Consider the following 22328-nt stretch of genomic DNA (forward strand, 5'->3'; position numbering starts at 1 on the left):
CCAAATATCCGACGATTACTTTTTCGCCTTTGAGGCGGCGTACCGCGCCTTGGTCTCAGCATTCATCGGATAGAGGCCCGGCAGTTCTGCGCCGTTGTTGACCTCGTTGACGATCCAGCCCTCCATCGCCTCTTGCTCCGGACCTTCGGTCAGGATCAGTTCGAGGAAGGCTTGCGGGATCAGCACCGCGCCGTCCTGATCGGCCACGATAATGTCATCGGGAAACACGGCGACGCCGCCGCATCCGATCGGCTCACCCCAATTGACGAACGTGAGCCCGGCAACCGACGGCGGAGCAGAAGCGCCATCGCACCACACCGGCAGGCCCGTGCCGAGCACGCCTTCGAGATCGCGCACCACGCCATCCGTGACCAGAGCGGTGACGCCGCGCTTGGCCATGCGCGCGCACAGGATGTCGCCGAAAATTCCAGCGTCGGTAATTCCCATCGCATCGACCACGGCGATGCAGCCCGCCGGCATCGCCTCAATGGCGGTGCGGGTCGAAATCGGCTTCGACCACGATTCCGGCGTCGCGAGATCTTCACGCGCCGGGACAAACCGCAGGGTGAAAGCCGGACCGACCAGACGCTCCTGCCCCGGACGCAGCGGACGCGACCCGCGCAGCCAGACATTGCGAAGCCCCTTTTTGAGAAGGATGGTCGTGATGGTGGCGGTCGTGATCTTCTTGAGCGTTGCGACGGCTTCGGGCGAGAGCGACATGAGGCGGACTCCGATGTGGTGGCCACGCCTTGTTGCGAAAGCAGGGCATGGCGTCAAGGCGACAATCGCGTGAGCGGTAATCCCCGCTTATGGGCTGCGATAACGCCAACTTATTTGCCATTTAGACGCCAGTGTCGGACAAATGGCGATCGATCCTTCAGATTTTCGGCCCGTCGATGACCGCTTCGCCCCGCATCCTCCCGTCCGGAGATACTGCCCTGACGGTCGAGTTCGGGCGCAGCATCGATCCGGTAATCAACCGGCAGGTTCTGGCGCTTGACCGCAGCGTCGCGAGCGAGGCTGTCACCGGCGTGCTGGAAACGGTTCCGACCTACCGCTCGCTCCTGGTTCATTACGATCCGCTGCTAGTCGGCTACGCAGCATTGTCGGAAAAGCTGCTCGCGCTGGCGCAGCGGCCTGTTCCCGCCGAAACCGGCGTCCGGCGCTGGCGCGTGCCTGTGGTTTATGGCGGCGACTACGGCATCGACCTCGACGACGTTGCGCGCGCACACAACATCTCGACATCCGACGTCATCGCGAAGCATACCGGCTGCGAATATCGCGTGGCGATGATCGGCTTCACGCCCGGCTTCGCCTATTTGAGCGGCCTCGATCCCGTCATCGCAACGCCGCGCCGCGAAAGTCCGAGGACGCATACACCGCCCGGCACCATTTCCATCGGCGGCGTGCAAGCTTGCGTGCAATGCCTCGCCGCGCCGAGCGGCTGGCATCTCCTGGGACGAACGCCGGTCCGCACCTTTTATCCACAACGCGATCCGGTGTTCCTGATGGAGCCCGGCGATGCCGTGACCTTCCATGCCATCGCGGCCAGCGAGTTCGCTGCGCTCGATCGCGCGGCTGAGCGCGGCGAAACCGTCGCCGAATTGGTCGCGTCATGAGCAGGCTTGTCGTCATCACAACAGGACCCGCGACGTCAGTTCAGGATGCCGGACGCTTCGGCGCGCAGCGCTATGGCCTCACCACCAGCGGCGCGATGGATCGCGTCTCGCTGGCAATGGCGAATTGCCTTGCGGGAAATACGCCGTTCGCCGCGGCCATCGAGGTCGGACCGTTCGGCGCATCGTTCACGGCACGCAATGGCGCGGTCCGTGTGGCGCTGTCAGGCGCTGCGCGTGTTGCGGACATCGCAGGATCGCCGCTGTTGTTGAACGAAACCGCGCTGATCGCGGAAGGCGAAACGCTCAAGCTCGGCGCTGCGCGCAACGGCATGTTCAGTTACCTTGCGGTCGAGGGCGGCATCGCAGGCGAACCCGTGTTCGGGAGTTTGTCGGTGAACGCGCGCGCCGATCTCGGCAGCCCCTTCCCGCGGCCGCTGCAGGTTGGCGATACACTCGATGTCGGGACCGCGCAGATTGCTCCCTATGAGCGCGCGCTGGACACATTCGATATGCCGCAGACGCCGATCCGCGTCGTCATGGGACCGCAGGACGACGAGTTCGGCGCAGCGTGCGATGTGTTTCTCAACAGCGAGTGGCGCATCTCCGCCACCAGTGACCGCATGGGCTATCGGCTCGAAGGCCCGAAGGTCGTCCATCCCGGCGGGCACAACATTGTCTCGGACGGAGCGGTGCACGGCAGCATCCAGGTGCCCGGTAACGGCCAGCCCATCGTGCTGATGGCGGATCATGGCACGACCGGCGGCTATCCCAAGATCGCGACGGTCATCAGCGCAGACCTCGGACGTTTTGCGCAGATGCAATCGGGCGCGATGATCCGTTTCAAGGCGGTCAGCGTCGAGGACGCACAAACCGAGGCGCGCAATCTGGCCGAATTCATGCGCGCGCTGCCCGGCCGCATTCATGCCGCAGGCGGATCGAGCCTCAATCTTGTCGAATTGCAAAAGGCCAATGTTGCAGGTGTCGCCGTGAATGCTATCGACACCGGCGAACCCTAATCTTCCACGAAGGCGTACCATGATCATCGATCTCAATAGCGATCTCGGCGAAGGCTTCGGCGCATGGGAGATGGGCAATGACGACGCCATGCTGGGCCTCGCCAGCAGCGTCAACGTCGCCTGCGGTTTTCATGCCGGCGATTCCGACATCATGCTGAAGACCGCAAAGCTCGCGAAAGAGCGCGGCGTCAGCATCGGCGCGCATCCCGGGTACCGCGATCTGCACGGCTTCGGACGGCGGCCGGTGCCCGGACTGAATTCATCCGAGATCGAAACCATGGTCGCCTACCAGATCGGCGCGCTGCAGGCGGTCGCCGCACTGGCCGGTCACAAGGTCACCCACGTCAAGGCCCACGGAGCGCTGTCAAACGTGGGATGCGTCGACGACATGACCGCGCGCGCCATCGCCGCTGCCATCAAGGCCGTCGATCCGAATTTGTACTTCGTGGTGCTGCCGAACACCGGGCTGGTCCGCGCCGGCGAAGCCGCAGGACTGAATCTGATCTATGAGGTGTTCGCCGACCGCGCCTATGAGGACGACGCACAACTCGTGGCGCGCAGCAAGCCCGGATCGGTGCTTCATGACGCCGATCAGATCGCGCAGCGTGTGGTGCGCATGGTGCAGGACAACGCCATCACCGCCACATCAGGAAAAGTCATTCCTGTGAAGATCGATACCGTGTGCATTCACGGCGACACGCCCGGCGCGGTCGACATCGCGCGCAAGGTGCGTGCGGAGCTGGAGCGCAGCGGCATCAGCGTCGCACCATTCAACTCGCGCTGATTTTAGTTGTGGTCGTCCCGGCGAAGGCCGGGACCCATCATCCCTGTCGATACATCTTGCAAAGACGTGTTCGGCCGGTCTGCATCAATTGATGAGCCGGTGGCTACAGGTCCCGGCTTTCGCCGGGACGACGGCTACATTTGTCCATGGCTCACTAGCTCGCCGCACTCGCTTCCATCGGCTGCTGCACGTCGGTCTGCGCGATCAGCCGCTTCAATTCCGGAATACAAGAGCCGCAATTGGTTCCGGCCTTCAGCTTCGCGCCGATCTCAGCTGTCGTAAGCGAGCCTTCCGCAATCGCGCCACAGATCGCGTTGCGTCCAACGCCGAAACAGGCACACACCACGGGACCGTCGTTCGCGACACCATCCGCGGACTTCCCCGACAACAGCAGCCGCCGCTGCTCGTCACTGATCGTCTCCGCCGCGAACGCGGCCTTCACAGCTTCCCAGTTAGGTGCCGCTTCCGCCGGACCGATGAACAGACAAGCCTCCAGCGAATCTCCGGAGAACTGCGCCGCACGATAGACATCGTGTGCGGCGTCCTCATATTCGGCGATATGGCTCGCTTCTCCGTGCGGTGAGAGAAAGGTTTTCCAGTTCGCGACATCCAGATTGCCGGCAAGCAGGTAGCCATATCCGCCGATCACTGCGACGCGCGACCACCACACGTCCTTTGGAAAGGACATCGGCTTGCGTGACAGCACGAACCCGCGCTGTGCAAACGCGGCAGCTTCGATGGCGACGGGCGTCGCCTTGTTCTCCGGCTGCCCCGAGAACGGATCGGTGAACGGCGCAACCAGCGCTCCCACCCGCCCCGACGCGGAATTTTCCTCGCTCCAGTGGATCGGCGCGAACAGCATGCCGCGCTGCTGCCGTTCACTCACGACAACCTTCAGGATGCACTGGCCGAGATCGGTCGCGAGCCGCGCGAAACCGCCGTCGACAATGTCCGCCTGCACGGCATCGGTAGGATGAATCTCGACATACGGTTCAGGCAAGTGCTGACCGAGGCGCGGGCTGAGCCCGGTGCGCGTCATGGTGTGCCACTGATCGCGGATGCGTCCCGTATTCAAACGCAACGGCCGTGCCTCGGAGGTCGCGCCGCGCAGCATCGGAACATCGGGCGCGATGAAGTGTCCCTTGCGGTCGGATGTGTAGTACCGGCCCTCGGCGAAGAAACGCGCCTGCGGTTCGACCGCGCCATCCGGCATCGGCCACATGATCGGCGGCATGTTATCGAATCCGTCATCACCGATCGATGCGAGCGCGCCGATATCGAAATCGCGGCTGCCATCATTCTCGAACGCCGACAGCGCGGCATGTTCGCGAAAAATATCGGCGGCGGAGTCGTAGGCGAACGCCGCGCCGTAACCGAGACGCTTCGCCACCTCGCGCATGATCCACCAGTCAGGCTTCGCCTGTCCCGGCGGCGGCAGGAACGCGCGCTGGCGCGAGATACGCCGCTCGGAGTTGGTCACCGTTCCCGACTTTTCGCCCCACGCATGCGCCGGCAGAAGAACATGCGCGCCGGAATTGATGCTGTCGTTGGATTGCACGTTTTCGGAAATCACCAGCAGATCGAGCTTGCGCATCGCCGCACGGACTGCGTCTGCATTCGGCAGCGACACCGCTGGGTTGGTGCCCATCACCCAGAGCGCCTTGATCTCTCCGCGCCCGATCGCCTGAAACATCTGGACGGCTTTCAGCCCTTCGTGTGTCGCGATGTGCGGCGCTTTCCAGAACCGGCGCACGCGGTCGATGTCCGGCGGCGTGAATCCCATATGTGCCGCGAGCTGATTGGCGAGACCGCCCACCTCGCGCCCGCCCATGGCGTTCGGCTGGCCGGTCAATGAGAACGGTGATGCGCCCGGCTTGCCGATGCGTCCGGTCGCGAGATGACAATTGATGATGGCGTTGACCTTATCGGTACCCTGCGCCGACTGATTAACGCCCTGCGAATAGAGCGTCACCACGCGTTGCGTTTTCGCAAACATCTGGAAGAACGCCGCGACGTCGGCTTCGGAGAGCCCCGTTGCCAATGCAGTCGCGGCGACGCTGCCGGCGATGCTGCGCGCCTTCGCCAATCCCTCCGCGAAACCGCTTGTATGCTCATCGATATAGGCATGGTCGAGCGCGCCGTTGTCCGCCAGATACGACAGCAATCCGCTGAACAGTGCAGTATCTGTGCCGGGCTTGAGCCCGAGAAACAGATCGGCATCGCCGGAGGTCTCGGTCTGCCGCGGATCGATCACCACGATGCGCGCGCCGCGCTTCTGCTTGTTGACGATCATGCGCTGGAACAGGATCGGATGGCACCAGGCCGCATTCGATCCGACCAGCACCAGCAGATCGGCTTCGTCGAGATCCTCGTAACAACCCGGCACGGTGTCTGAGCCGAAGGCGCGGCGATGACCGGCAACCGACGAGGACATGCAGAGCCGCGAGTTGGTATCGACATTCGCCGTGCCGATGAATCCCTTCATCAGCTTATTGGCGACGTAATAGTCTTCCGTCAGCAACTGGCCCGACAGATAGAAGCCGACCGATCCCGGACCATGCTTTGCGATGATATGCTGCAGCCGGTTGGCGACATGATCCAGCGCATCGCTCCACGCCACCTGTTCGAACTTGCCGTTCGAGCAGCGGATCATTGGGTCGAGTAGTCGCTCGCTCAGGCCCAGCGTCTCGCCGAGCGCCGAACCCTTGGAGCATAGCCGCCCGAAATTCGCTGGATGCTCCGGGTCGCCGGCAATCGACGCGCCACCCTTGCCGTCAGGCGTGGCGATGACGCCGCAGCCGACACCGCAATAAGGACAGGTGGTTTTTGTGGGAGCGAGGGATGGATCGACGTTCGTCATGCGGTTCCCCGCACGACAAACAGTTCAGAGGTCAGAACGGATGGTAGGACAGCGTGCCGAACACGATGGCTGCGATCAGCGCGAATGAACCGTACACCGCGAGCATATGCACGCGGTTGTCCGGCTCCGCCTGAGCAGAGGCGGCCCGGGCATGGGCTTCGATTCCAGGCACAACATCTCGCATCGCCGATCTCCAGTCGATCACGTGATGCGATATTGAAGCGCTCGAGCGGCCGGTTACAAGGCATTGGCGCAAAAGACGATAAAGTTGCCCCCGCCTGCGCCGGGGGAGAGAAAATTCCTCCCGTCGCAGCCTGCGGAGAACGAACTGTCTCCGGCAAAACCAGCGATTTGTACCTTTCCACCATCAATAGACGTCCTGCTGGTAGCGGCCTTTTTTCTTCAGATCGGCCACAAAGGCGATCGCTTCGTCGGTCGATCGCGCCCCAAACTGGGCTGCGATATCCACCAGCGCGCGCTCGACGTCCTTCGCCATCCGCTTGGCATCGCCGCAGACGTAGACGTGTGCGCCGTCAGCGAGCCAGTTCCACAACTCGCGGCCAACCTCGCGCATGCGGTCCTGAACGTAGAATTTTTCAGCGCCGTCGCGCGACCACGCCAGCGACAAGCGCGTCAGCACGCCCGAGGTTTTCATCGCGTTCAGTTCGTCGGAATAGAAGAAATCGTACGCGCTGCGCTGATGGCCGAAGAACAGCCAGTTGCGGCCGGGCGCCTTGGTGGCCTGACGGTCGTGCAGGAATGCGCGGAACGGCGCGATGCCCGTGCCGGGGCCGATCATGATGATCGGCGTGTTCGGATCCTCCGGCAGGCCGAAGCCGTGGGCCTTCTGCACATAGACGCCGAGCTGATCGCCGGGATTGATCCGTTCCGCAAGGAATGTCGATGCAAGCCCAAGCCGCTTGCGCTTGCCAATGACATAACGCACCGCATCGACGGTCAGCGACAGCTTGCCCGGCGTGGCGTTATGCGACGACGAGATCGAGTAGAGACGCGGCTGCAACGGCTCCAATGCCTCGACGAAGGCCTCCGGATGCGGGCGCACGCCGGAAAACTTCTGCAAGGCGGCCAGCACGTCCAGATTGGCGGCATCGCCGTCCGGATCGTCGCCGGACGCCAGCGCCCGCGCCTTCTCGCGCTGCGCGCCGCCGGTCACGAACGAGAGCAATTCAAACAGCGTGTCCGGTGCCGGAGACAGCGAGACGTCGTTGAGCAGCACCTCGCGCAACGGCTTGCCGTTGACCTCAACCATGTGCGACGCGCCGAGCATCGCGATGATCTGGTCCACAAGGCCGAGATCGTTGGCGGCGAACACGCCGAATGAATCGCCGACGACATAATCGAGACCGGCCTGCGCGAGATCGAACTCGATATGCCAGGTCTCCTTTTCGGAGCCGGGCTTGTTGACCGGACGGCGCGACAGGAACGAGGCCTTCACAGGATTGTCGCGCGAACGTCCCGGCTCCGCTGCGGGTGCCGCAGCGACAGGCGCAGCGGCAGGTGCATTTGCGGAGGACGATGCCGCGGCAGGCGCCTTCTCAAGCTCCTCATAGAGCGACTTGAGCATCCGCGCGGTTTCCTTGCCGCCGGGAACGCAGAGATTGAGCCGCGCCTCAGCCTTGCTGGCGATCACCTCGGAATAGTCGTGGCAGTTGTAACCGCACTGGCCGCAATCCTGCTGCGCCATCGCCGCCATCATCTTGCGGCGGACCGGTCGGCCTTCCGCCAGCTTCATGCGGTCGGCAATCGGCATGGTCTGGTCGTGCCAAGGCGCTTCGCCGTCATCGCCGTCGCCGGCCGCATCCTTCATGACCGCCGCGCCCTGCTCCGCCGACAGCGGCGTCACGGCGTTGTCGAGCGATACCAGACCGGCAAAGAAGCCGTTCAGCCACGAGCGCTGTTCCTGCGAAAACGGCGCGGTTTCCGGGATGATCTCAAGCTGGCCGGGAGGAGTTCTCTGGTTCATCACACAGACTCCATTTCAGTCATGCGCTTGAGCGCGTCGATCTCGGTCCGCTTGGCGAAGGCGACAAACGTTTCATCCTCCGACGCGCGATGGGCGACGTAGGCCTTCAGGACACGTTCAACGGTGCGCGGCGCGTCTTCCGCCTTCACATTCTGAAACAGTTCACGGCCCATGGTGGCGTCCGTGCCGAACCCTCCGCCGACCAGCAGGTGATAGCCATCGACGGTATCGCCGTCGTCGTTGACCGGAACACGCGCGCCGATCAGGCCGATGTCGCCGATGTAGTGCTGAGCACAAGAGTGATGGCATCCGGTAAGATGGATGTTCACCGGCGTCTCAAGCGGCACGCGCTCGTCGCACCATGCCGCGATCTCTTCCGCATTCTCCTTGGTGTGAGTCGCCGCGAAGCGGCAACCTGTCGCTCCCGTGCAGGCTATCAGTCCTGCGCGGAGCGCCGATGTCGTCGTTGCGAGACCCAGCGCCTCGATAGCAGCGGTAACGGTCGCCACGTTGGCGTCAGCCACACCGGAAATGAGCAGGTTCTGCCAGACCGTGAGACGAATATCGCCGTCGCCGAAATCGGCGGCGAGTTTTGCGAGGCCACGGATCTGCTCCGGCGACAGGCGACCGAGCTTCAGCGCAACGCCGATCCAGTTCAGGCCTGCCTGCTTTTGCGGATGCACGCCGATATGCGCAAAGCGATCATAGGCCGGGCGCGGCGCAATCGCCTCAGCCGGCACGCGCGCGAGCTTGCGGCCGAGCTTTTCCTCCACCGCCGCGAGAAACTTGTCGAAGCCCCAGGAGTCGAGCACGTACTTGAGCCGCGCCTTGTTGCGGTTGGTCCGGTCGCCGTTCTCGATGAAAACGCGCACGATCTTGTCGGCAACGTCGGTTGCTTCCTGCGGCTTGAGGATGACGCCGGTATCGCGGGCGAAATCCTTGTGTCCGGTGATGCCCCCGAGCGCCAGCCGGAAGTAAATCCCCGGATCGATCCCAAAGCCTTCAATTACCTCGACCGCCTGAAAGGCGATGTCGTTGGTCTCCTCGAGTGTGGCGATGCGCCCTGCTCCGTCGAACGCCACGTTGAACTTGCGCGGCAGGCCGTACAGCGAGCGGTCGTTGAGAATGTGAAAATGCCAGTCGCGGGCATAGCGCCGCGTATCCAGAATTTCCTGCGGATCAATACCTGCAGTCGATGTGCCGGTGACGTTGCGGATGTTGTCGGCGCCGGAGCCGCGCGAGCACAGTCCGAGGTCCTGAAGACCCTCGATCACGTTGATGGCGTTCTTCGGCTCGATTTCGCGAAGCTGGAGATTGGCGCGCGTCGTCACATGGGCATAGGGCCCGCCGAAATTCTCCGCGATGTCCGCGACGCCCGCGAACTGCCAGTGCTTCAGGATGCCGTTCGGAATCCGCAAGCGGCACATATAGGACGCCTGCGTCGGCGCGACGTAGAAAATCCCGTAATAGCGCCAGCGGAAGTTGTCCTGCGGCTTCGGCGCTTCATTGTTTTCCGCCTGCTTCACCAGTCGCGGATAAGCATCGAACGGATGCTCGTCGCGTTTGAATTTCTCCTGATCGTTGAGCTTGCCGCCCGCGGCGACGGTGCGGTCCTGCGCCTTGAAGTGGATGGCGTCAGGTCCGACCGGCTCGGACTTCGCCGGGGCACTTGTGCGCGCGGCGCGCGAGGCAGAGAGCCCCGATACGAATCCTTCGAGATAACGCTTCTGGTCCGGAGAAAAATCGCTGGACATGCCTCATGCGGCCTTCGGTTGTGCGAGCGCGCGGCCGAACATCATGTCGCCGCGGATCGCTTCGATGGACGCCGTTGTCCTGATCAGTTCGAGGTACCAGAGCGCATCCTGCGTATCGCCGACCAGGACCGCCCCCTTGAGGCGGCCATCAGCCACCACAAGTTTCTTGTAGGTGCCACGCCGTTCGTCATTGAACACAAGCGTGTCGGTGTCGGTTTCACCGAGAAAATCGCCAGCAGAAAACACGCTGACGCCCGAGACTTTGAGATTGGTGGAAACGACGCTGCCGGTGTACTGCGCCGGACGCCCTGCAAGGTGATCGGCAAGCACGCGAGCCTGCTCATAGGCGGGCTCGACAAGCCCGTAACACGTACCGCGATGTTCGGCGCATTCGCCGAGCGCGAACACGTCGGCATGGCCGGTCCGCAACTGGTCATCGACCACGATGCCGCGATTGACCGGCACGCCTGCATCCTTGGCCAGCGTAACGTTCGGCCGGATGCCCGCGGCGAAGACCACGGCATCGGCTGCAATCACCCGCCCATCCGACAGTTCGATGCCCTGCGTCGTATCTTCGCCCAAGATCTGTTTGGTGTTGGCGCCAAGCAGAACTTCGATGCCCTTGCTCTCGACAAGCCGCTTCAGCAGCGCCGCCGCCGGCGCATCGAGTTGCCGCTCCATCAGGCGGTCCATCAGATGCAGCAGCGTAACCTTCGATCCGGCCTTGGCGAGGCCATAGGCTGCTTCAAGGCCGAGCAATCCGCCGCCGACCACCACGACACGCTTCTTCTCACGCGCAAGCTTGAGCAGAAGATCGACGTCGCGGCTGTCGCGGAACGTATGGACGCCCGGCAGGTCCGCGCCGGGCACGTTCAGCCGGATCGCCGTCGAGCCGGTGGCAATGACCACCTTCGAGAACGGAACCGCCGCGCCGTTCGCGAGGTGGATCGTGCGTGCGCTCAGATCGATCGAATTGGCGGCGCAGCCGTAAGTCAGCGTCACACCGCGGTCGCGCCACCACGACGCCGACCGCAGTTCGATGTCCTGCGACGTGGTTTCGCCCGCCAGCACCGACGACAGCAGCACGCGATTGTAGGCGAGCCTCGGTTCGTCACCGATCACGGCGATGGCGTAGCGGCCGAGCGCGCGCTTCGCCATCTCATCGACAAGGCGAGCGGCGGCCATTCCGTTGCCGATGATGACGAGAGGTTCGCTCATGCCGCGCTCCTATGCCGCCTCGACGAACCGATGACGCTCATAAAGGAACTCAAGCACGCGCTGCCGGCACTTGAGGTAGATCGGGTTGGCGGCAAGATCGAGCCGCTTGCGCGGATGCGGCAGCGGCACGTCAAGCACCTCGCCGATCCGTGCGCTCGGACCGTTGGTCATCATCACGATGCGGTTGGAGAGCAGCACGGCTTCGTCAACGTCGTGCGTGATCATCATCACCGTGTTGTTGAGCTTCTGGTGCAGCGCCATTACCGAGTCCTGGAGATGGGCGCGGGTCAGCGCATCGAGCGCGCCGAACGGCTCGTCCAGCAGCAGCACCTTCGGCTCCATCGCCAGCGCGCGGGCGATGCCGACGCGCTGCTTCATGCCGCCGGAGATTTCCGACGGGCGCTTGTCCTTGGCATGGGTCATCTGCACGAGATTGAGGTTGTGCATCACCCATTCGTCGCGCTCGGCGCGGGTCTTGGTCTTGCTGAACACCTTGTCGACGCCGAGACGGACGTTGTCATAGACCGTCAGCCACGGCAGCAGGCTGTGGTTCTGGAACACCACGGCGCGATCAGGTCCCGGCGAATTCACCTCGCGGTCCTCGAGCAGCACGCCGCCCTGCGTGGCGTTGGTCAGCCCGGCGACGATGTTGAGCAGTGTGGACTTGCCGCAGCCGGAGTGGCCGATGATCGAAACGTAATCGCCCTTCTCCACGGTCAGGTTGATGTCCTTGAGGACCTCGCTCTGCGTCGAGCCGCGGGTGAAGACCTTATCGACGTGGTCAATCTTGAGATAAGCCATTGTCATTCTCCGCTAGTGTCCCGTATCCGACGTTCGCTTCACTCTGCAGCGCCTTCCGAGCGAACGTCGGATACGAAAGGACACTAGCAAGTTATAATTCTAGTGATCCTTTGGTTCTGACATTCGTAAAGGTGCCTGCGGAAGATTACGGTATGAATGTCAGAACCGGATCACTAGCTTGCCTGCGCGCCGCGCGTTGCGATGTTCGCAACGAAGGCCACGATGCGGTCGAGTACAAATCCGACGACGCCGATGTAGGCGAGCGCCACGAAGATGTCGGACAGCCGCGATGAATTCCACGCGTCCCAGATGAAGAAGCCGATGCCGACGCCGCCCGTGAGCATTTCAGCGGCGACGATGGCGAGCCACGACAGGCCGATGCCGATACGCAGACCTGTGAAGATGTACGGCGCGGCCGACGGGATCATGATCTTCCAGAAAAACTCGAGCTGGTTCAGCCGGACCACGGCGGCGACATTGCGATAATCCTGCGGAATGTTGCGAATGCCGACGGCGGTATTGATGATGATCGGCCAGATCGAGGTGATGAAGATCACGAAGATCGCCGAGGGATTGCTGTCGCGGAAGGCCGCGAGCGAAATCGGCAGCCACGCCAGCGGCGGCACGGTGCGCATCACCTGAAAGATCGGATCGAGACCGCGCATCGCCCAGATCGACTGGCCGATGATCGCGCCGACGAGTACGCCGACGACGCTCGCAAGACCGAAGCCGACAGCTACGCGCTGCAGCGATGTCATGACGCGCCAGCCGAGACCGATATCCTGCGGCCCGGCGACGAAGAACGGATCGACAATCAGGTCCTTGGCGTCGGCCCAGATCCGTGACGGCGACGGCAATGTCGCGCCCGGCTTCATGCAGAGGATCTGCCAGACGCCGAAGATCAGCACGAGCATGATGAACGGCGGAATGACGCGCGCCGCCAGCGCCCGCAAATTGGGAGACAGCGTATCCGTCACAAAGTTGCGGGATGATTTCGGCAGCGAAACCACGGCGGCGGTCGTCGTGGCCGGTGCGGCGGCTGAGACTGTGCTGGTGGTTTTGGCGAGCGGCATGTTCATGAGATTGCCTCGGTTGTGTTAGGTGCGAGGCCGCCCCTGCGTGGGGCGGCCCGCAGGTTCTCAGGCCTCGATACGCTTGATCGACAAACTCTTGAGGTACGCCGACGGATTTTCGGGATCGAAAACCTTGCCGTCGAAGAAGGTTTCCTTGCCGCGTGATGACGAAGCCGGAATGTCGGCTGCGGCAACGCCGAGCGCCTTGGCCGCCGACCGCCAAACGTCTTCGCGGTTGACCTTGTCGACCAGCGCCTTGACGTCCGTCGTCGGCTCGAACTTGCCCCAGCGGATGTCTTCGGTGACGAACCAGGCGTCATGACTCTTGAACGGGTAGGACGCGTGGTCCTGCCAGAACTTCATGAACTGCTTGGTGCCCTTCTCGACGCGGCCGTTGCCGTAGTTGATGTCGCCGTTGGCGCGGCCGATGATGTCGGCGACCGGCACGTTGAACCACTGCCGTTTTCCGACGATCTCGGACATCTCGGCGCGGTTCGCGGGCTTGTCGCACCACTGCTGCGCTTCCATCACGGCCATCAGGATGGCCTGCGTCGCCTTCGGATACTTGTCGGCATATTCGGCGCGGATGCTCAGCGCCTTTTCGGGGTGCTTCGCCCAGACTTCGCCTGTGGAGCAGGCGGTAAAGCCGATGCCCTGATTGACGAGCTGTTCGTTCCACGGCTCGCCGACGCAGAACGCGTCCATGTTGCCGACCTTCATGTTCGCCACCATCTGCGGCGGCGGAACGACAATGGTCGAGACGTCCTTGTCGGGGTCGATGCCGCCGGCTGCGAGCCAGTAGCGGATCCACAGGTCGTGAGTGCCGCCGGGGAAGGTCATCGCGATCTTCACTTCCTTGCCCTCGGCCCTCTTCTTCGCGAAGGCCGCCTTGAGCGGAGATGCGTCGCTGGTGACTTTCAGATCCTTGTATTCGTTGGAAACCGAGATGGCCTGGGCGTCGAGATTGAGCCGCGCCAGGATGTACATCGGCGTCGGCACGTTGTTCTGAGTCACCTTGCCGGCCGAAATCAGGTACGGCATTGGCGTCAGGATGTGCGCGCCATCGATGCCGTTCTTCTCGCCGCCGAGCACGAGATTGTCGCGCGTGGCGCCCCACGACGCCTGCTTGTTGACCTCGACGTCGGGCATACCGTGCTTGGCAAACAATCCCTTCTCTTTCGCGATCACCAGCGCGGACGCATCCATCAGCGCGATGTAGCCGAAGATCGCCTTGGTCACTTCCGGTCCGGCGGTCTGCGCGAACGCACCGCCGGGAAAATTCAGTCGCGCGGCGGCCAGCAGCGCTGCCGTTCCAGCACCTGCCTTGAGCAGCGCGCGGCGGCTCATCTTGCGGTCCGCGATTCCCTTTTCGCCATGTTTGGTGGTCTTGGTCATCGTGTCTGTCGTCCTTTCGACCGTGTCGCTGTTTGACTGCCGTTCAATCGCCCTACGCACAGGTCTCCTCGCCGCCCAAAACAAAAAGCCGCCACCTCGAGACGCGCCCGTGAGGCTCCTCGAGACAGCGGCATTGCTGTTTGGGTCATCGGTGGACCCGGCAGGCCTTCGTCTCGGCCTACCCCAGCTATTCAAGGATCGTGCCAGCCGCGTGCGGCGCAGCAAATCCATATTTTTCAGGGGTTTGAGGCAGTGCCTTAAGATGAAGCAGGCCGCCGGCGCGGCCTCTCCAAACGGCAAATGCCCACATTTTGCGCGCCACACAAAAATTGGGCAGGCGGCAATTCGCAGGAACTGTGGTCAGGAGAAACGGCGTCCGATCGTCACGGACCCGAGGTGTGCGGCGATGTCATTGGCATCGAACCGCGCGCCGTCGAAGGCTCCCACGCCGTCCGTCACACCATGCGCAGATCCGGCAGGCGCGCCGAGCGCGGCGTCGTACAAATCGGGCCGGAACACCCTCTTGGCCCGCTCCAGAGCCTCCGGCGAATAGGCAACCTGCCCCCATCGCACCATCTGGGCATAAAGCCAGGCCGCCTGCACGGGATCGGGCCGGGCCGCCCCTTCGCGTCCGACCAGCAGATAGCGCTCGCTTTGCCGCATCGTTCCGTCCGGGGAGATTTTCAGGCGGCCGTCGAGCGTGCGCCGGATCACCTCGGGATCGACATCGATCCGGTTCGGCATTGCGAGGATGCGCGCGACCTCAGCCCGGTTGTCCGGGTTTTCGATGAAATCGGCAGCATTCCCGTGCGCGCGCGTGAGTTTTGCGACGATCTCGGGATTTTCCAGCGCCCACTTCTCGCGAACCGCCAGCACCTTTTCCGCCGCACGTTCCAGAATGTCCGACACGAAATGCAGGATGTGCCCGACGCCAAGATCGACCGCGACCGAATTCCATGGCGCGCCGACACAGAAAGCATCGACATGGCCGTTGGCGAGACTGTCCACCATGAAGGGCGGTGGCAGCACCACCAGCCGGACGTCCTCATCCGGATCGACGCCGCCGGCGGCCATCCAGAACCGGAGTTGATAGTTGTGGGTCGAGAACGGGAACGTCATGCCGAAGGTGAGCGGTTCGCCGCCGGCCTTGCGACGGGCCGTAACCACGCGCGCCAGCGCCTTCGCGGTCACCATCGGATCGAGCGGATCGCCGTCCGCCTCGCCCATGATCGCAGCATACAGCGCAGGTGACACCGTGATCGCATTGCCGTTCAGGCCGAGATTGAAGGGCGCCACGATCGGCACTTTGACCTGCGACAGGCCGAGCGTGGATGCGATGGCGACCGGCGCCAGCAGATGCGCAGCATCGAACAGGCCGATATTGAGCTTGTCGCGGACGTTCGACCACGACACCTCGCGCACCAGCGTCACGTCGAGGCCTTCAGCGGCGGTCAAGCCCTTGTCGACGGCGACAATCAGCGCAGCAGCATCGACAAGCGGAATGAAACCGATCGTGAGCGGTCTACCGGTCATTTCAACATCTCCGCCGCGGTGATGATCGATTGGGCGATTTCGCCGATCTTCTTTTTCTCGCGCATGGCGGTCGAGCGGATCAGCACGTAGGCCTCCTCCTCCGAGAGACCTTTCATCTTCATCAGCACGCCCTTGGCGCGATCGAGAATCTTGCGGTCCTCGAGCGCCGATTTGGTGCGGTCCAGTTCATCCTGCAGCTTGGCGAAGGCGTTGAAGCGCGAAATGCACAGATCGAGGATCGGCTTGATCCGCTCCTTCTTCAGGCCATCGACGATGTAGGCCGACACCCCCGCCTCGACCGATTGCTGGATCGATGCGGCGTCGCTCTGGTCCACGAACATGGCGATCGGCCGCCGCACGGCACGGCTGACCTGGAACATCTGTTCCAGAACGTCGCGGCTGGGGTTTTCGAGGTCGATCAGGATGACGTCGGGATCGAGCGCATAGATTCGCGCCAGGAGATTGTGCATCTCCGGAATGTGCTCGACACTGGTAAAGCCCGCGTCCCGCAACCCTTCCTTCAGGATTGCCGCGCGGATCGGGCTTTCGTCGACAATGACGATCTTAAACGACGAATCCGCAGCCATTCACACCCACATTCCGGCAAAACAACCCTAGCACGCGTCAGCGATTGGCTTAAAGCCTTGTATTTATAGGTAATCAGGGATAGCTCCTGCGTTCTCCCAACAGGTTGGACGGTATGGAACAGGGCGTCGCCCCAAAAGTCAGTTTTGTCTCGCTTGGATGCCCCAAGGCCTTGGTGGATTCCGAGCGGATCATCACGCGCCTGCGCGCCGAGGGCTACGAGCTCGCACGCAAGCACGACGGCGCGGATCTGGTGATCGTCAACACCTGCGGGTTCCTCGACAGCGCCAAACAGGAATCGCTGGGCGCCATCGGCGAAGCCATGGCCCAGAATGGCAAGGTCATCGTCACCGGCTGCATGGGCGCGGAACCCGAGCAGATCGAGAAGGCATACCCGAACGTGCTCTCGATCACCGGACCGCAGCAGTACGAGAGCGTGCTCGACGCCGTCCATCGCGCGCTGCCGCCGCTGCACAATCCGCATCTCGATCTCGTGCCGCCGCAGGGCATCAAGCTGACGCCGCGCCACTACGCGTACCTGAAAATTTCCGAAGGCTGCAACAACCGCTGCACCTTCTGCATCATCCCGAAGCTGCGCGGCGATCTGGTCTCGCGCCCGGCCAAGGACGTGCTGCTCGAAGCCGAGAAGCTTGTCACCGCCGGGGTCAAGGAACTGCTGGTGGTGTCGCAAGACACCTCCGCCTACGGCGTCGACATCAAGTATGCGACGAGCCCGTGGAAGGACCGCGAGGTCCGCGCGAAATTCTTCGACCTGTCACGCGAACTCGGCGAGCTCGGCGCATGGGTCAGACTTCAATACGTCTACCCTTACCCGCATGTCGACGAAGTCATCAGCCTGATGACCGAGGGCAAGGTGCTGCCCTATCTCGACATCCCGTTCCAGCATGCGTCGCCTGACGTGTTGAAGCAGATGCGCCGCCCCGCCGCGCAGGACAAGACGCTCAATCGCATCAAGAAGTGGCGCGAGGAATGTCCGGACCTGACGCTGCGCTCGACCTTCATCGTCGGCTTCCCCGGCGAAACCGATTCCGATTTTCAGTATCTGCTCGACTGGCTCGATGAAGCGCAGATCGATCGCGTCGGCTGTTTCAAATATGAGCCGGTCGCAGGCGCGACTTCGAACACGATCGAGAACCCCGTACCTGAAGAGATCAAGACCGCGCGCTGGAACGCATTGATGGCGCGGCAGCAGAAGATTTCCGCGCAGCGGCTGAAGCGCAAGGTCGGCACGCGCCAGCAGGTCATTATCGACGAAGTTGGCCCGACCGTCTCGAAGGGCCGCTCGAAGGCCGACGCGCCGCAGATCGACGGCAATGTCTACGTCTCAAGCCGCCGCCCGCTGAAGGTCGGCGACATCGTCACCGCCAAGATCGACCGCGCGGATCAGTACGACCTGCACGGGACGGTGGCGGGGTTCTAACGCAGATTCCCGCTCGTCCCCGCGAAAGCGGGGACCCAGACTTGTAAATACCCGAGTGAGTTCTGGATCCCCGCTTACGCGGGGATGATCGGATTTTGGAGACGAAGCCGTTTACGGCTTCAGAATCCCCGACCCCGTGGTCATCCGGCTCTCGAGCTCGCGATGCGCCTTCTGCGCATCCTTCAGCGCATAGGCGTGGTTGATCGGCACATGCAGCGTGCCGCTAATGACGGCGGCGAACAGCGTATCCGCGCCTTCCATCAATTCCTTGCGCGTCCCGACATAGTCGTTGAGCTTAGGCCGCGTCGCGAACAGCGAACCGTGATTGTTCAGCTCCGCGATCGAGAACGGCGGCACCGGCCCCGAGGCATTGCCGAATGACACGAACAGCCCGCGCTGTTTCAGCGACTTCAGCGATCCCGCGAACGTGTCCTTGCCGACGCCGTCATAGACCACGTCGCACAACTCGCCGCGGCTGATCTGCTTCACGCGCTCCGCAAAATCTTCCTGCTTGTAGAGAATGACGTGGTCGCAACCGTTGGACAGCGCCAGCTTTGCCTTCTCCTCTGTACCGACGGTGCCGATGACATTTGCACCCAGTGCCTTCGCCCACTGACACGCGAGCAAACCGATGCCCCCGGCTGCGGCGTGGATCAGCACACGATGGCCGGGCTCAACCTTGAAGGTCTTGTGCAGCAGATAATAGACCGTCAGTCCCTTGAGCATCAGCACCGCCGCCTGCTCGTAGGAGATATGGTCGGGCAGCTTCACCAGCTTGTCAGCGGGAATGTTGCGCTCGGTCGCGTAGCCGCCGAGATTGAAGTAGTAAGCGACACGGTCGCCGGGATGGAAATTGGTCACGCCCGGTCCGACCGACACCACCTCGCCCGAGGCTTCGTTGCCGACGATGAACGGCAGGCCCGGAGCCTTGTACAGACCGGTGCGATAGTACGTGTCGATGAAGTTCAGTCCGATGGCGTGCTGGCGGATGCGGACTTCACCGGCGCCGGGCGCAGGCACATCGACATCCTCGTAGATCATCACTTCCGGACCGCCCACCTGATGGACGCGTACAGCCTTGCTCATGGTTTCTCCCGACCTTTTTCTCAAGCAATCTCAACCGGGAGCGAAGTCCATCGGCAGCAAATTGTCAACGCGGACCAAAGCCGCGCCTTAGCCCGCTGTGCTTTTCACCCTTTTCTTGCGGTTGCGCTTGGCCAGGATGTTGAAGAACTCCACCGCCGCCGAGAAGCAGATCGCGACGTAGATGAACGCGCGCGGAATATGGAAATGGAATCCGTCCGCGACCAGCGCCACTCCGATCAACACCAGGAACGCCAGCGCGAGCATCTTGGTGGTGGGATGCTCGGCGACGAACGCTGCGACCGGCCCTGACGACAGGTACATCACGCCGACCGCGATGACGACCGCGGCGACCATGATTTCGATATCCTGCACCATGCCGATCGCGGTGATGATGGAGTCGACCGAGAACACGAGATCGATGACGATGATCTGCATGATCACCCAGAAGAACGCACTCGGAGATGCCTTGGCTTGTTCGTCGTGATCCCGCGCCTCGACCTCGGCATGAATCTCGTGGGTCGCCTTTGCGATCAGGAACAGGCCGCCGACGATCAGAATGATGTCGCGCCATGACAGCGCGAACTTGGCGATAGTGATGACAGGCTCCGTCAGCCCGATCAGCCAGACCAGAATGCTCAGCAGCGCGATCCGGAAGATCAGCGCCAGTGCGAGGCCGATCTTGCGCGCCTTCTCGGCCTGCGCCGGCGGAATACGCGACACGATCACCGACAGGAAGATCACGTTGTCGATGCCCAGCACGACTTCGAGCGCCGTCAGTGTCAGCAGCGCGACCCAGGCTTCCGGACTTGTCAGTAATTCCATCATGCGCGTTTCCCGCCTATCAATCGGATCAGGACATCACTGAGAAGAATATACACGCCGATGGCGCAGAGCCCGGCGGTGACCCACACCGGTGCCTCGAAATTGGTGGCAACCGCGATCATTGCCAGGATCGCCCAGACCACCAGCAGCGCGATGTTCAGCATCCGGAACCGTGTGGTGCGCAGCGGATGCATCACATGGAACGGCACGAAGGTGAGAACGACGAGAACAGCAAGCGCAATACTCCCGACCGCAGCCGGCGGCTTCAGCAGAAACAGATAGAACGCCGCTCCGTTCCACAGCGCCGGAAAGCCGCGAAAATGATTGTCGTCGGTTTTCATCCGCCGGTCCGAGAAGTACAGCGCGCCGGAAATGACAATCGCTCCGCCGAGCAGCGGCGTGGCCAGCGGAATCAGCAGACCGCTGGCGGTAATCGCATAGGCCGGCACGAACACGTAAGTCAGGAAATCGACCACCAGATCGAGCGTGTCGCCGGACCAGTTCGGCAGCACATCGCCGACCTTGAGCCGCCGCGCCAGCGGACCGTCGAGAGCGTCGATCAGAAGCGCCAGCCCGAGCCAGCCGAACATCGCCGCCCAGTGTTCCCTCACCGCCTCCAGCATGGCGATCAGCGCAATCGCGCCGCCGAGCGCCGTGAAGATGTGGACGCCAAACGCGCGCACGCGCGTTCTGGCGGGAAACGGGGGCTGGTCCTGCGGGCCGGGCTCACTCATATGCACCCGTCACTAACAGGATTCCCTTCGTTTTGCATATCCGGGATCCTGCCTTGCATTGCGACGGAACGCACACCGGATTTGCCTCAAATGCCGGTGAGGATCACAACCCGAAATCCATTGTGACACGGGAAAATTCCGACCATAGATACCCGCATGACTGACTCTGCTCCGCACATCCATCAGGCCGCGGTGGTCGGCGGCGGACCCGCCGGGCTTGCCGCCGCCATCGCGCTGGCCCAGGCGGGCGTCGACATCGCCCTGATCGCCCGCCGTTCGCCCTATGCCGATAACCGGACCACGGCCCTGCTCGGCGGCTCGGTGGACTTCCTTCAATCGCTCGATGTCTGGCAGCGGTGCAGCTCCGACGCAGCCGCACTGCGCACCATGCGGCTGGTGGACGACACCCGCCGCTTGATCCGCTCGCCCGAAGTCAAATTCTCGTCCGACGAGATCGGAATGGAAGCGTTCGGCTACAACATCGAGAATCGCCTCCTGATGGTCGCGATGGAAGCGCGCGCCGCCGAACTGCAGAACCTCGTGCGCGTCGATGACGAAGTAGAGTCGGTTGTCACGGGCGAGTCCTCGATCGAGATCACCACGAAGCAAGGCCAGTCGTTTTCAGTTGCCCTCGTCGTCGGCGCGGACGGGCGGCATTCGCTGTGCCGCGAAGCCGCAGGCATCGGCGTCAAGCGCCGCGATCTCGGCCAGTCGGCTTTGACGCTGAACGTGGCGCACACGCGTCCGCACGGAAACTGCTCCACGGAGTTTCACACCGAGTCCGGCCCCTGCGTGTTCGTGCCCCTGCCCGGCGATCGTTCGAGCATCGTCTGGGTGGTGAAGCCGGACGAGGCCGCGCGCTTGAAGAGCCTCGACGACGCGGCGCTCGCCCTCGCCGCCGAGCGGCAATCGCATTCGATCCTCGGCAAGCTGACCATCGCGCCGGGCCGTCATGTATTTCCGCTGGGGATTGAAAATCCCGACCATCTGGCTGCCAAACGCATCGCGCTGGTCGGTGAAGCCGCGCATGTGCTGCCGCCGATTGGCGCGCAGGGTCTCAACATGGGCCTGCGCGATGCCGCCGATCTTGCGGAGACCGTGCGGGACACGTTGTTGATGGGCGCCGATCCCGGCGACGACGCCGTGCTGCAACGCTATGCGCGCGCGCGGCGTGCCGATGTGTTCAGCCGGACCTTCGCGGTGGACATGGCGAACCGCACGCTGCTGAGTGATTTCCTGCCCGCGCAATCGCTCCGCGCCGCCGGCATGCACGTGCTCAACACCATCGGCCCGATCCGCCGCCTCGCGATGCGCGAAGGCCTGTCGCCGTCATGGCGCGGGCGATAGCACGTCGGTTGTCGGCGCACTCATCGCGAAACCGTGGTCTTATCGAACCGGAACTAAATGAACGCGATCAATTGTGCCGCCGCTGGCGGCAAAACTTTTGGTTGCTGCATCAATCAAAGCATCGACCTTGGCGACATCAAAACCGGGATCGGCAGCATTCAATTCAAGGTCGGTTTCAACGACCAGCACTGTCACCACGCCGTCCTTGTCGATCTCAATCGTGGTCCAGATATTCTTTGCGTTGGGATGATTAACCGTCATCGGACATACTCCCTG

Annotated in this window: 20 protein-coding genes; 5 read left to right on the forward strand and 15 right to left on the reverse strand. The window is 62.8% G+C overall.

Annotation, left to right across the window (positions count from 1 at the left end; genetic code table 11):
- Positions 1-15: 15 nt before the first annotated feature.
- A complete protein-coding gene (locus tag HNQ36_RS00135; protein WP_184081965.1) occupies positions 16-720 on the reverse strand; it encodes a ribonuclease activity regulator RraA in 705 nt (234 codons plus the stop codon).
- Between the two features lie 176 nt (positions 721-896).
- Here HNQ36_RS00135 and pxpB point away from each other — a divergent pair, with 176 nt between their 5' ends.
- From pxpB to HNQ36_RS00150, 3 genes are read left to right on the forward strand one after another with little or no spacing between them, the layout of a single operon-like run.
- Entirely contained in the window at positions 897-1619 is a 723-nt protein-coding gene (pxpB, locus tag HNQ36_RS00140; RefSeq protein ID WP_184081966.1) for a 5-oxoprolinase subunit PxpB, read from the forward strand.
- Positions 1616-2635, forward strand: coding sequence for a 5-oxoprolinase subunit C family protein (locus tag HNQ36_RS00145; protein ID WP_184081967.1), 1020 nt, complete (start codon positions 1616-1618; stop codon positions 2633-2635). Before pxpB ends, HNQ36_RS00145 begins: the two co-directional genes overlap by 4 nt.
- 19 nt (positions 2636-2654) lie before the next feature.
- Entirely contained in the window at positions 2655-3419 is a 765-nt protein-coding gene (locus HNQ36_RS00150) for a LamB/YcsF family protein (RefSeq protein ID WP_184081968.1), read from the forward strand.
- A gap of 154 nt (positions 3420-3573) precedes the next feature.
- Here the strand turns inward: HNQ36_RS00150 and HNQ36_RS00155 are convergent, their stop codons facing one another.
- The 10 genes from HNQ36_RS00155 to HNQ36_RS00200 all read right to left on the reverse strand — a co-directional run bounded on the left by HNQ36_RS00155 (position 3574) and on the right by HNQ36_RS00200 (position 16624).
- Entirely contained in the window at positions 3574-6279 is a 2706-nt protein-coding gene (locus HNQ36_RS00155) for a nitrate reductase (protein WP_184081969.1), read from the reverse strand.
- A gap of 31 nt (positions 6280-6310) precedes the next feature.
- Entirely contained in the window at positions 6311-6463 is a 153-nt protein-coding gene (locus HNQ36_RS00160) for a hypothetical protein (RefSeq protein WP_184081970.1), read from the reverse strand.
- 183 nt (positions 6464-6646) lie between these two features.
- Positions 6647-8263: a sulfite reductase subunit alpha gene (locus HNQ36_RS00165; protein ID WP_184081971.1), complete on the reverse strand. Its 1617-nt coding sequence runs from the start codon at positions 8261-8263 to the stop codon at positions 6647-6649.
- Complete coding sequence (locus tag HNQ36_RS00170) at positions 8263-10017, reverse strand: NirA family protein (RefSeq protein WP_184081972.1); 1755 nt, start codon at positions 10015-10017, stop codon at positions 8263-8265. Before HNQ36_RS00170 ends, HNQ36_RS00165 begins: the two co-directional genes overlap by 1 nt.
- 3 nt (positions 10018-10020) lie before the next feature.
- Entirely contained in the window at positions 10021-11235 is a 1215-nt protein-coding gene (locus HNQ36_RS00175) for an NAD(P)/FAD-dependent oxidoreductase (RefSeq protein ID WP_184081973.1), read from the reverse strand.
- A gap of 9 nt (positions 11236-11244) precedes the next feature.
- Positions 11245-12036 carry an ABC transporter ATP-binding protein gene (locus tag HNQ36_RS00180; protein ID WP_184081974.1) on the reverse strand — a complete coding sequence of 264 codons (792 nt, stop codon included), beginning with the start codon at positions 12034-12036 and terminating at the stop codon, positions 11245-11247.
- A 173-nt stretch (positions 12037-12209) separates the two neighbouring features.
- Positions 12210-13109, reverse strand: coding sequence for a nitrate ABC transporter permease (gene ntrB, locus HNQ36_RS00185; RefSeq protein ID WP_430641343.1), 900 nt, complete (start codon positions 13107-13109; stop codon positions 12210-12212).
- A gap of 66 nt (positions 13110-13175) precedes the next feature.
- Positions 13176-14504: a CmpA/NrtA family ABC transporter substrate-binding protein gene (locus tag HNQ36_RS00190; protein WP_184081976.1), complete on the reverse strand. Its 1329-nt coding sequence runs from the start codon at positions 14502-14504 to the stop codon at positions 13176-13178.
- Between the two features lie 360 nt (positions 14505-14864).
- Complete coding sequence (locus tag HNQ36_RS00195; protein ID WP_184081977.1) at positions 14865-16037, reverse strand: CmpA/NrtA family ABC transporter substrate-binding protein; 1173 nt, start codon at positions 16035-16037, stop codon at positions 14865-14867.
- Entirely contained in the window at positions 16034-16624 is a 591-nt protein-coding gene (locus HNQ36_RS00200; protein WP_184081978.1) for an ANTAR domain-containing response regulator, read from the reverse strand. Before HNQ36_RS00200 ends, HNQ36_RS00195 begins: the two co-directional genes overlap by 4 nt.
- Positions 16625-16737: 113 nt before the next feature.
- Here HNQ36_RS00200 and rimO point away from each other — a divergent pair, with 113 nt between their 5' ends.
- Positions 16738-18063, forward strand: coding sequence for a 30S ribosomal protein S12 methylthiotransferase RimO (rimO, locus tag HNQ36_RS00205; protein WP_184081979.1), 1326 nt, complete (start codon positions 16738-16740; stop codon positions 18061-18063).
- Between the two features lie 111 nt (positions 18064-18174).
- Here rimO and HNQ36_RS00210 read toward each other — a convergent pair whose 3' ends face one another.
- The 3 genes from HNQ36_RS00210 to pcsA form a co-directional block, all read right to left on the reverse strand.
- Entirely contained in the window at positions 18175-19149 is a 975-nt protein-coding gene (locus tag HNQ36_RS00210; protein ID WP_184081980.1) for a quinone oxidoreductase family protein, read from the reverse strand.
- An 87-nt stretch (positions 19150-19236) separates the two neighbouring features.
- A complete protein-coding gene (locus HNQ36_RS00215; RefSeq protein ID WP_184081981.1) occupies positions 19237-19974 on the reverse strand; it encodes a TerC family protein in 738 nt (245 codons plus the stop codon).
- Complete coding sequence (gene pcsA, locus HNQ36_RS00220; RefSeq protein ID WP_184081982.1) at positions 19971-20705, reverse strand: phosphatidylcholine synthase; 735 nt, start codon at positions 20703-20705, stop codon at positions 19971-19973. Before pcsA ends, HNQ36_RS00215 begins: the two co-directional genes overlap by 4 nt.
- A 156-nt stretch (positions 20706-20861) precedes the next feature.
- Here pcsA and HNQ36_RS00225 point away from each other — a divergent pair, with 156 nt between their 5' ends.
- On the forward strand, positions 20862-22052 hold the full coding sequence (locus HNQ36_RS00225) for a UbiH/UbiF family hydroxylase (protein ID WP_184081983.1): 1191 nt from the start codon (positions 20862-20864) through the stop codon (positions 22050-22052).
- 39 nt (positions 22053-22091) lie between these two features.
- On the opposite strand, the gene HNQ36_RS00230 is transcribed toward HNQ36_RS00225, so the two are convergent.
- Positions 22092-22313, reverse strand: coding sequence for a hypothetical protein (locus HNQ36_RS00230; RefSeq protein WP_184081984.1), 222 nt, complete (start codon positions 22311-22313; stop codon positions 22092-22094).
- Positions 22314-22328 lie beyond the last annotated feature (15 nt).

The organism is Afipia massiliensis (assembly GCF_014203115.1).
Taxonomy (GTDB): Bacteria; Pseudomonadota; Alphaproteobacteria; order Rhizobiales; family Xanthobacteraceae; genus Afipia; species Afipia massiliensis.